Here is an 8416-nt window from a genome sequence, read left to right as displayed (position 1 = left end):
GCATCACGGCTTTGGACGGCGTCACCACGCTGACCGTCGGCGGCATCGCCGTGGTCACCAATGGCGTGGCCGCCGGTTTCCCGCAATCGGTCACTACGCCTTTGGGCAGCACGCTGACGATTACCGGTTTCAACGCGACAACCGGCGTGGTCAGCTACAGCTACACCCTGGTCGACAACGAAGCACATCCCACCGCCAATGGCGCGAACAACCTGCCTGAGCAGTTCGCCGTGACCGTGGTCGATGACAACGGCACCACCGCCAACGCGACCCTCGACATCAACATCATCGACGACCTGCCAAAAGCGGTGGATGACAGCAACGCAACCACGGCTTCGGAAACCCAACTGACCCTGACCGGCAACGTCCTGACCAACGACGTGCAAGGCGCCGACCGTGTACCCACCGGGCCGGTGACGGCCGGTACATTCACCGGCACCTACGGCACGTTGGTATTGAACGCCAACGGCACTTACACCTACACGCTGAACACCAGTGATGCGGATTTCAAAGCGCTGCACGGCGGCGGCAACGGCACCGAAACCTTCGCCTACACCATCACCGATTCGGACGGTGACACCAGCACCGCGAATCTGGTTTTGCAGATCCACAACAACGACGACCCGGTGATTCTCAACGGCCTCGACGTCTATGGCGGTGAACTCACCGTTTACGAGAAAAACCTCAGCGACGGCACCAGCCCTGACGCGCCAGCGCTGACCCAGAGCGGCACCTTCACCGTCACCGCACTCGACGGTTTGCAAACCCTCACCGTCGGTGGCATCGCCGTGGTGACTGGTGGCGTCGCCGCAGGTTTCCCGCAATCGGTGGTCACGCCGCTCGGCAGCACGCTGACCATCACCGGCTACAACGCGACGACCGGCGTGGTCAGCTACAGCTACACCTTGGTGGATAACGAAACCCATTCCAATGGCAACGGCGCCAACAGCATCACCGAGAACTTCAATGTGGTGGCGACCGACACCGACGGCAGCACTGCCAGCGGCCAGATCAACGTCAACATCATCGATGACTTGCCCAGCGCTCACCCCGATTCGGCGTCGGTGGCAGAGGGCGGCACCGTCAGCGGCAATGTGCTGGACAACGACATTGGTGGCGCCGATGGCCCGGCCGTTACGGGCGCCGTGGTTGGCGTGCGCGCCGGTTCAGATACCTCTACCTCGGCCCTCGGTGGTTTGAACACCCAGATCAACGGCACTTACGGTTACCTGACGCTGGATGCCAACGGCAACGCGGTTTACCACAGCGCGCCCAATGCCGTGAATGGGCCTGGCGCGTTCGATGTGTTCACCTACACCGTGCGTGATTCCGACGGTGATGAAAGCACCACGACCATCACCATCGATGTCTCCAACAGCAAACTGTGTGCGGTCAGCGATACCGACGTCACCGTGTACGAGAAAGCCCTGGACCTGACCAAGGATGGCGCCGACCTGGCCGCCGGTACGGTGACTGGCAGCGATCCGACCAGCACCGGTGAAACCGCGTCTGGCACGTTGGTCGGCTCGGTCACGGGCGCCGTCGGTGCGATCAGCTATGCGCTGGTCGGCAGCGCCATCGGCAGCTACGGACAGATCGTGCTCAACCCCAACGGCACCTACACCTACACCCTGACATCGCCGGCAACCACCACGCCGCATGCCGACGACGGTGCCAACACCCTGACCGAAAGCTTTACCTATCAGGCCACCGATTCGCTGGGCAACATCGTCACCAGCACCATCGTCGTCAGCATCGTCGATGACGTGCCCAAAGCGATGAACGACAGCAACGCGAACACCGCATCGGAAACCCAATTGACGCTGACCGGCAACGTATTGACCAACGATGTGCAAGGGGCGGACGTGGTGGCGACCGGGCCGAATGCCGGGCCGATCACGCCCGCCACCATCGTCGGCACTTACGGCACCTTGGTGCTCAACGCCAACGGCACTTACACCTACACCCTGGACACCAATGATACCGATTTCAAAAACCTGCACGGCGGCGGCAACGGCACCGAAACGTTCACCTACACGCTGACCGATGCAGACGGTGACACCAGCACCGCCAACCTGATGCTGAACATCCACAACAATGATGATCCGGTGGTGCTCAACGGGCTCGATGTCTATGGCGGCGAACTCACCGTCTACGAGAAAAACCTCAGCGACGGCACCAACCCCAACACTGCGGCGCTGACCCAAAGCGGCACCTTCACCGTAACTGCGCTTGATGGTCTGCAAACCCTCACGGTCGGCGGCATCGCCGTGGTCACCAACGGTGTGGCTGCAGGCTTCCCGCAATCGGCCGTCTCGCCCTTGGGCAGCACGTTCACCATCACCGGTTACAACCCGGCGACCGGTGTGGTCAGCTACAGCTACACCTTGGTGGATAACGAAACCCATCCGAGCGGCAACGGTGCCAACAGCCTCACCGAAAACTTCAACGTGGTGGCGACCGACACCGATGGCAGCACCGCCACCGGCCAGATCAACGTCAACATCATCGATGACCTGCCGACTGCCACACCCGACACGGGCTCGGTGGCGGAGGGCGGCACGGTCAACGTCAGCGTGCTGGGCAATGACATCAGCGGGGCCGATGGTGCGGCCACCGTGGTTGGCGTGCGCGCCGGCAGCAACACCGGCACTTCGGCCGTTGGCGGGCTCAACAGCAACATCAACGGCGCCTACGGTTACCTGACCCTGGATGCGGCGGGCAACGCCATTTACCACAGCAATCCGAACTCGGTCAGCCCACCCGGCGCCACCGACACCTTTACCTACACCATCCGCGACACCGACGGCGACGAAAGCACCACAACCCTCACCATCAACGTTGCCGACAGCAAACTCGTGGCCTCGGTCGATCAGGACGTGACGGTCTTTGAGAAAGCCCTCGACCTGACCCAGGACGGCCAAGACCTGGCCCCGGGTACGGTCACCGGCAGCGATCCGACCAACACCGGCGAAACCGCAACCGGCACGCTGGTCGGCGCGGTGACTGGCGGCAGCGGCGCGCTCACTTACACCTTGGTTGGCAGCGCCACCGGCACCTACGGGCAGATCCAGCTCAATGCCAACGGCACCTACACCTACACGCTGACGTCGGCACCGAAAACCTCGCCGAACGCCAACGACGGGGCCAACACCCTGAGCGAAAGTTTCACCTACAAAGCCACTGACGCGCTGGGCAACAGCACCACCAGCACCATCGTGGTCAACATCGTCGATGACGTGCCCAAAGCCGTGGCGTCGGATCGCTCGGTGGCGGCGGTGGAGATCGATTCCAACATCCTCATCGTGCTCGACATCTCCGGCAGCATGGCCGACGCCTCCGGTGTGCCGGGCCTGTCGCGGCTGGACCTGGCCAAGCAAGCGATCAGCGCCTTGCTCGACAAATACGATGACCTCGGTGATGTGAAAGTCCAACTCGTGACCTTCAGCAGCAGCGCCACTGACCGCACCACGGTGTGGGTTGATGTAGCGACGGCCAAGACGCTCCTGGCGGGCCTCAGCGCCGGTGGCGGCACCAACTACGACGCCGCCGTGGCGACCATGCAAACGGCGTTCAACACCGCAGGCAAACTCACCGGGGCGCAGAACGTCGGCTACTTCTTCTCCGACGGCAAACCCACCAACGGTCAGGACATCGGCACGGCTGACGAGACCGCACTCAAGGCTTTCCTTGATGCCAACAACATCAAGAACTACGCGATCGGCCTGGGCAGTGGCGTGAGCAACGCCAACCTCGATCCGCTGGCCTATGACGGCATCAGCCACACCAACACCAATGCGGTAGTGGTCACTGATCTCAATCAACTCAACTCGGTGCTGTCCGGCACCGTCGAAGGCGCGCCGGTTACCGGTTCGTTACTGGGTGAGGGCGGCAGCTTCGGCGCCGATGGCGGTTTCATCAAATCCATCGTGGTCGACGGCACCACGTACACCTACGACCCCAAAGCCCTCAGCGGCCAGGGGTCACTGACTGCCACCGGTGGCGTCAACCACGGCACCTTCAACACCGTGAACAACACGCTGAGCATCGCCACCAACAACAGCGGCACGCTGGTGATCAACCTCGACACCGGCGACTACACCTACACCTCGCAGAAAACCACCACCACTGTGATCACCGAGAACATCGGCTTCACCCTCAGCGATAACGACGGCGACCTCGCCAGCTCAACGTTGACCGTGAAAGTGATCCCTAACGCGCCTCCGGTGGCGGCGGACGATCACTTCATCACCAACGTGCTGTCGAGCAACATCGTGGTGCCGGGCGAACTGCTACTGGCCAACGACACCGATCCGAACGGCGACACCCTCAATGCCACACCGACCACCTTCAACACCGGTTGGGTCGCCAAGGGCGCGGACTTCACCGGCACGGGGGCGATCACCTTCAATGGCACCAGCAACACCGCCGCCAACCAGAACCTGGCCGACGTGCGCAACTCGTTCGCGGCCAACACCGCCGCGATGACCGCTGTACTGGTGGTCAGCGGCTACCTCGGCGCGGTGACCAACGCCAATGCCAACGATGAAGACCTGATCACCGTCAAACTGAAACAGGGCGAGACCCTTAATCTGGATCACAACCTGGCGGCCGGGCACATCACCATGGAGTACTCGCTCAATGGCGGCGCGTTCGTGACCATCGCTGACGGCGGCACCATCACCGCCAGCGCCGATGGCACCTACCAGATCCACATCACCAACATCACCAACACCAGCGGTGGCAACACCAACGCCGCGGAAAACTACCAACTGACCATGACGGTCAACTACGCCGGGGCCCACGACCTCACCCCGGACTACCACGGCACCTACACCGCCAACGACAACCACGGCGGCAGCGACACCGCCGCCGTGACCATCAGCTATCAGGATGGCCACACCCTCACCGGTACATCGGGCGATGACATTCTGGTGGCCGGCACCGGCAACAACATCCTCAACGCGGGCGACGGCAACGACGTGCTCACCGCCGGTTCCGGCAACAACGAACTGCATGGCGGCGCGGGCAATGACTTGCTCTACAGCGGCCCGGGCAACGACCTGCTCGACGGCGGTACTGGCATCGACACCGCCAGCTACGCCCATGCCACCGCCGGGGTCACGGTCAACCTCGGCCTGCTCGGTGCGCAAAACACCCTCGGTGCCGGCACGGACACCCTGACCGGCATCGAAAACCTCGTCGGTTCGAACTTCAACGACACCCTGACCGGCGACAACAATAACAACGTGATCAACGGCGGCCTGGGTAACGACATCCTCAACGGTGGCGGCGGCGATGACCTGCTGATCGGCGGCATGGGCAACAACACCATGACCGGTGGCGCAGGGGCCGACACCTTCCAGTGGCTCAAGGGCAACAGCGGCCACGACCTGATCACCGACTTCACCCCCGGCACCGACAAGCTCGACCTGTCGCAACTGCTGCAAGGCGAAAATGGCACCACCGCGTCGCTGGACGATTACCTGCACTTCACCGTCACCGGCAGCGGCGCCTCGGTACTCACAACCATCGACGTCAGCGCCCTGGCCGGCGCCACGCCGAACCAGACGATTGATCTGGCCGGCGTCAACCTCGCCAGCCACTACGGCGTGACGCCAGGGGCGGGCGGCGTGGTTGCCGGTGGGCATGACACGGCGACGATCATCAGCGGGATGCTGAATGATCATTCGTTGAAGGTGGATACGGTGTGATCGGCATTTGATTCGGGCCTGAAACGACAAAACCCGCCGTCCCGGTTGAACGGGGCGGTGGGTTTTTTCTGCCTGGAGACATGTGTTGCCTGTGAGTCAGTCTTCGCAGGCAAGCCCGCTCCCACAGGTTTGGCGGTGGGGCAAAGATTTGTGATCGACCCGGATCCCTGTGGGAGGGGGCTTGCTCCCGAAGGCGTCAGCCACCACAACACATCAATAAAGGCTTGTCACTGAGGCCTGCTACTGCGGCAACGCCAGATTATTCAGCACCCGATTCACCGCCAGTCCCCGAGCATGATCAATTGCGCAATGCCCAGCACCGTTCTGCGTTGCGGCGCGGGCAACAGGCGGGCGAAGTCATGGGCGATGGTCTTGGCCGAAGCGAGTGTTTCGCAGGCACCGAGCAGCAATTCCTCGTTTTTGGTGTCGGCAGTCGCGGCATACATCCCGCGGGTTTTGCGGGGCGGCGGCGTGGATCCAGGCGGGCAGAGGTAATGATCGAGGGCGCGTTCGGCGGCTTCGTTGAGCTTTTTCGAGTCGAGGGATTCGTAGGGGGAGGTGGGGTCGGTTTCGGGTGGGTTGGGTGTGGGTTTGATCATGGTCAAGCTCCTTGATGAATGGAGCTGCCAACGTTCGCGGTCAAACAAACAGGGTGGCAGCTGTACGCGGGTTGACCGACCGGACATCAAGGATTCCGGCACACCCGAAGGTGTCCCACGCACAGCCACCGCGACATGATTTCAGGCAATGCCTGAACACGTGCAGGACGCTGCTGCGCCTTGATGTTGGGCGGACGGTCAAATCCGATCACCGATTCGTCAGCGACCGCGCCACAATAGAACCCGCCCCCAAGGCGCACAAGCCGGCGGATTCTGGCGTAGCTGTAGGCAAAGGCGCAAGGATTCGTAGCCTGGAAGGCGTGTCTGGAGGTGTCTCTCAAACAGTCCGAGATTTCGACAGGGTGTGTCGTATGGCTGTAGAGAATGGCAAATGGGCGATGCTCTGAATCTCGTCTTGCAGAAACTCCTGAAGATCGTTTGGCGACAGTTCTTCGGCTATCGCCATCAGATCCTCAACCGTTTTCTGGTGAGGGCGAATTGCCTCTCGTCTCATGGCGCGCAAGGCCCCGTTTTGCGCGTCCAGATTGAATATGCGCAGCGTCTCGACGGCGCGCGTCAGTGCCCGGTCATCCAGATTAACGAGTGGGCTGATTGTGCCGTCACTGATAAAAAGCAAAAAACCGTCCGGATCATCCTCGTCAGGTTTAAGCAAGTTTTTGTGATCGTAGGGTGGGCAATTGTCTTTGAATTTTCCGCAGGCCTCTTCCCGACAACATGAATTGAAGAGATTGGTCCATTCGAATGCACCTTGGGCATATCCGTGCCTTTGTCGAAAGTGCTCGATATGCGAATGTCCTATCGTGCTGATATCCGCTTCACAGTAGGCGCAACGAGTATCTTGCATAGCTTGAAGACACTGGCGGATCTGCTCTTTGTCTGCATGTGTCACATCAGCCCATTTATTTATTCCATGCCTATAACGAGCAAGACAGTTTGGAACCGTACCTCGAATCAGTTTTCGCATCCGCCCGACTTCCTTATTTTTTTTGTGTCAGTTGTTTGCGTTTGAATGTTTCGAGGCGAATCAACCGATCACAATCAAGCATGTCCGGATGCTGGGTACCAAAATGCAAGTTCAGGTATTCGCGTAGCACCAAACCTTGTTGTGATTTATGCAGATCTTGCTGAATCAGCGCCATGTACTCGCTTAATTTGCGAGAAGGCTCATTGTCAGGTGTGGGGTCAATGCCCATCACGTATGCCAAGACTTGTGAACTGGCGACCCCTTGAGTCTGTTGATCGACATTGCTGATTTTTACTTGCAGCAATTTGTCTTCAGTTACGGTGTGCAGGACACGGATACACTTTGCCCTCACCGAGGTGATTACTTGCGGGCTATGTGTCGTGACGATGAACTGAATATTTGGAAAGGCACCGAGCAGATCAGGTATGACCGTTTGTTGCCACGCAGGATGAAGGTGCATGTCGACCTCATCGATCAATATCACACCCGTGCATTGGCGAGGCGCGGTAATACCCAAGTGAGGATTTAGCTTTATACAGCGATAGGCGATATCTGCCGCCAAGGCAACGATGTTGCGGATACCATCGCTGAGTTGGCTGACTTTCAGCGTCCCATGAATTGGATGTTCAAGTACGAGATCGGAAAACTCACTACTGTAAGCCAGATTTCTCCAGCCAGTTTGAGTCGCGAGGACAGCATTTACTGCATTCTGGACAGCCAGTATCGGATGCGCGAACTCATCCTTGACATCAATACTCAGATGTCCGCGTTCAATGTTGCGAATTTGCTCATCGCGGTAACTGCGGAAAATTCGCGTGTACCACTTAGCGAAGTGCTTATAACTGGATGCCGGATCCAGACAATCGCGGTAGGCGTACGTCCTGGAAAATTCGGCGTTTTCCGCCTTCTCGAATGCAGCGGTCAGCTTTTTCTGACTCCAGAGCCGACCGGTGCCGTAGTAGGCCAGAACGGGTAAATCGAATGGAGGCTGGTCCGAAACTGCGCGGTTGAAAATCTGTACCTCTAGGGATGGTCTGAAGTAGCCCTGTATTTCCGGCCAACTTCAACCTCATCCAATTTTGAAAGCGGTAGACCGATCAAAAACGATCAGATTGCCC

At 59.7% G+C, this 8416-nt stretch carries 3 protein-coding genes and 1 pseudogene; 1 reads left to right on the top strand and 3 read right to left on the bottom strand.

The genetic code is table 11. The features are described 5' to 3' along the window. Positions 1 to 5714, top strand: a 5714-nt coding sequence (locus ACIOWA_RS25435; protein WP_401162528.1) for an Ig-like domain-containing protein, incomplete at its 5' end; no start/stop codon positions are given. Positions 5715 to 5954: 240 nt separating this feature from the next. Here ACIOWA_RS25435 and ACIOWA_RS25430 read toward each other — a convergent pair. From ACIOWA_RS25430 to ACIOWA_RS25420, 3 genes and pseudogenes are all read right to left on the bottom strand, one after another. Then, positions 5955 to 6313, bottom strand: a pseudogene (locus ACIOWA_RS25430) (DUF6124 family protein). Positions 6314 to 6650: 337 nt separating this feature from the next. Further along, a complete protein-coding gene (gene ptuB, locus ACIOWA_RS25425; protein WP_401162526.1) occupies positions 6651 to 7298 on the bottom strand; it encodes a retron Ec78 anti-phage system effector HNH endonuclease PtuB in 648 nt (215 codons plus the stop codon). Positions 7299 to 7311: 13 nt separating this feature from the next. Beyond that, entirely contained in the window at positions 7312 to 8109 is a 798-nt protein-coding gene (locus ACIOWA_RS25420; protein ID WP_401162533.1) for an AAA family ATPase, read from the bottom strand. Positions 8110 to 8416: the final 307 nt, after the last annotated feature.

It is taken from the genome of Pseudomonas sp. NPDC087614 (genome assembly GCF_044743485.1).
In the GTDB taxonomy this organism is placed as follows: Bacteria; Pseudomonadota; Gammaproteobacteria; order Pseudomonadales; family Pseudomonadaceae; genus Aquipseudomonas; species Aquipseudomonas baetica_A.
Note: the sequence above shows the minus strand (reverse complement) of the source record. Positions and strands in the feature narration are given on the sequence as shown.